Raw genomic sequence first — 2,915 nt, 5'->3', positions numbered from 1 at the left:
TCTCTGTCCCTTTTCACCCTTTCAACCATGACATTTTCTCTGTCCCTTGACAGAGTTCGTCACAGGCCAGAATCCTGACAACGCCTCTGAGGGCCTTCACAAACGCCTTGCCGTGGTTTAGGATATACCCGTCAAAGGATGTCGATCGACAATTCCATCAAGACGCAAAATGCCGTATAGAAAAATTGTTCGGCGTCGTTTTGCCCTCGGGTTCTGCAGAGCCGTTTTTCACACCCGCAAGGGGAGGTTCGTGACAGCCCTTCCCTTGCAAGGAGTTCTCCCGTACATGGCAACCCTCCGCGGCGATCGAAGCCGCAGCGGGATCCGTATTCTCCGAAACGCATATTTACCGCTTTTTTCGTGCTCCCGGGCCGAATCCTTCGGCCGGAGGAAATGTTCGCGGTGCGCTTTCGCCTCCGCGGCCCAAACCAGAACGATCGAGGAGTGATTATGATGGCGGAGAACAAGGACTATAAGTTTATAGACAAATACGGTTTCAACGAGGAGCTTTTGAAGGAGGCCTTCGCGGAGGCCCGCAAGATCTATAAGGAACGGGGATTCATGCGCAAGATGGGGATGGGCAAGGCCCCGGCTATCACCACCGTCGACATGGCCAAGGCCTGGATGAGCGAGGGACACGTCTTCACGTGCGACCACTCGAACGAGGTCTGCGCCGAGGCGCTCAAGGTCCTCGAGGCGGGACGCAAATCCGGCGTTCCCATCTTTCACACCACTACGGGCTACATCGGCGAGCGTCAGTGGGACCTTCCCCGCTGGGACGAGAAGATCCCGATGAGCGCGCTGGACATCAGCTCGCACTGGCTGGAGATCGACCCCAAGCTGAAGCCGCGCCCCGAGGAGCCCGTCATCCATAAAAAGTACGCGTCCAACTTCTTCGGAACGCACCTGGCCCAGACCCTGACCTACCTGGGCGTGGACACCGTCATCGTCATGGGCGCGACCTCCTGCGCCTGCGTGCGCCACACCGTCATGGACTCCACCGGCTACGGCTTCAAGACCGTCATCCCCGAGGGGACGATCGGCGACCGCGTGCCCGGCGTCATCGAGTGGAACCTGTTCGACATGGAGGCCAAGTTCTGCGATGTGGAGCCCGTCGACGTCGTCGTGAAGTACCTGGAGGGCATCGACTCCAGCGTGTACAGGAAGCCCGAGAGGAAGTACGGCAACTAAACCGGTTATCAGCAAGCGCCGCATCGCCACGTTGTGAGCGCTTCCGCCTTTCCCGAAGGGGGCGCCGCGCAGGCGCCCCCCATTTCATACCGCTGCAAGCCTCAGGAAGAAAAGGAGATGAAACGCATGAGCCTCTTGATAAAGAACGGCACGATCATCACATCCAACAACGAGTTCCAGGGCGATATCTACATCGAGGACGGCAAGTTCAAGGAGATAGGGAGCAAACTGGACGTGAAGGCGGACAAGACCGTCGATGCCTCCGGGAAATACGTCTTCCCGGGTGGGGTGGACGAGCACGTTCACTACGGGTCCTTTGGAGGTCGCCTCTTCGAGACGACGGACGCCGCCGCGGTGGGCGGCACCACGACCATCATGGACTTCGCCCCTCAGGACAAGGACGTTCCCCTGCTGGAGGCCATCCGCAGACAGGCCGCCAAGGCCGAGGACGTCGCTTGCGTGGACTACGGATTCCACGGCATCATCATGGATCCCAAGGACTCCGTATTCGACGAGATCGAACGCCTTCCCGAGGTCGGGGTCTCCTCCCTCAAGCTCTTCATGGCCTACAAGGGCACGAGCTTCTACTCGGACGACGAGTCCATCCTCAAGGCCATGATGCTGGCGAAGAAGGCGGGGATCACCATGATGGTCCACGCCGAGAACGCCGACATGATCGCCGTCCTTCAGAAATATTACCTGGACCGGGGCAAAACGGATCCCGTTTATCATTACTATTCCCGTCCGCCCGTGGCCGAGGACGAGGCCACGAGCCGGGCCATCTACCTCGCAAAAATGGCGGACTGCCCGCTCTTCGTCGTGCACGTCAGCACGAAGGGGGCGATGGAGGCCATACGCGACGCCCACATCGCGGGGCAGGTGGTCTTCGGGGAGACCTGCACCCACTACCTGACCCTGACGACGGACTGCCTGGCCAAGCCCGGCTTCGAGGGGGCAAAGTACGTCTGTTCCCCTCCTCTGCGCCCTCAGCTTCATCAGGACGCGCTTTGGGAGGCCGTACGGGAAGGATGGCTGATCGGGGTCGGCTCCGACCACTGCGCCCTCGACGGAGGCTACGAGATCACGAAGAAGAAGGGTATGGGCAACTTCGTCAAGATCCCCAGCGGCTGCCCGGGCGTCCAGGATCGCCTGGTCCTGCTCTGGACCTACGGCGTCCTGCAGGGGAAGATCACGCGCCAACGGTTCGTCGACATCGCCTGCACCACGCCGGCCAAGATGTCGGGGCTCTATCCCCGAAAAGGGCAGATTGCCGTCGGGGCCGATGCGGACGTGGTGATCTTCGACCCCGATTTCAAGGGGACGATCTCCAACGCCACGAGCCTTCACGGCATAGACTACAGCCCCTTCGAGGGATTCCCCATCCAGGGCCGGCCGGACCAGGTCTTCCTCCGGGGAAAGCTCGTGGCCGAGAAGGGAAAGTTCGTCGGAGAAAAGGGCAAGGGCGAGTGGGTGCGCAGCAAACCCTATGCGCTCTGCTACGACTATTACAAACTTCAGGAAAAACTACCCTTCGAGCGGTAGCTCTCCCCATTCATCCGCCTCGGCGCAGGACGAGACTCGTCCTGCGCCTCCATGTATCCGGAGGGGCATTCCATCTTCTCAAAAGTACGGGCGCGGAGGTGTCGTGTCATCCTTGGTGCAGTGGGGATCACCAGCGGGCAGGCTCGGCCGCCCAAGGCGTATTCACGTCTCTCGTCTTCCCG

2 protein-coding genes are annotated in these 2,915 nt (G+C 60.5%); both read left to right on the top strand.

From position 1 onward, the window contains the following. Window positions 1–453 precede the first annotated feature (453 nt). Complete coding sequence (locus Q0176_RS03720) at window positions 454–1,191, top strand: isochorismatase family protein (protein ID WP_299299361.1); 738 nt, start codon at window positions 454–456, stop codon at window positions 1,189–1,191. A 126-nt stretch (window positions 1,192–1,317) separates the two neighbouring features. Next, window positions 1,318–2,733, top strand: a complete 1,416-nt coding sequence (hydA, locus tag Q0176_RS03715; RefSeq protein WP_299299359.1) for a dihydropyrimidinase — start codon at window positions 1,318–1,320, stop codon at window positions 2,731–2,733. The last annotated feature ends 182 nt before the right edge of the window (window positions 2,734–2,915 follow it).

This window comes from uncultured Fretibacterium sp. (assembly GCF_938040765.1).
In the GTDB taxonomy this organism is placed as follows: domain Bacteria; phylum Synergistota; class Synergistia; order Synergistales; family Aminobacteriaceae; genus CAJPSE01.
The sequence above is the reverse complement of the archived record's forward strand: the minus strand, read 5'-3'. Positions and strand labels throughout refer to the sequence as shown.

Excerpts from the sequence above, each read along its gene's own strand:
- Q0176_RS03720 (WP_299299361.1), top strand. The coding sequence starts at position 454 with ATGGCGGAGAACAAGGACTATAAGTTTATAGACAAATACGGTTTCAAC.
- hydA (WP_299299359.1), top strand. The coding sequence starts at position 1,318 with ATGAGCCTCTTGATAAAGAACGGCACGATCATCACATCCAACAACGAG.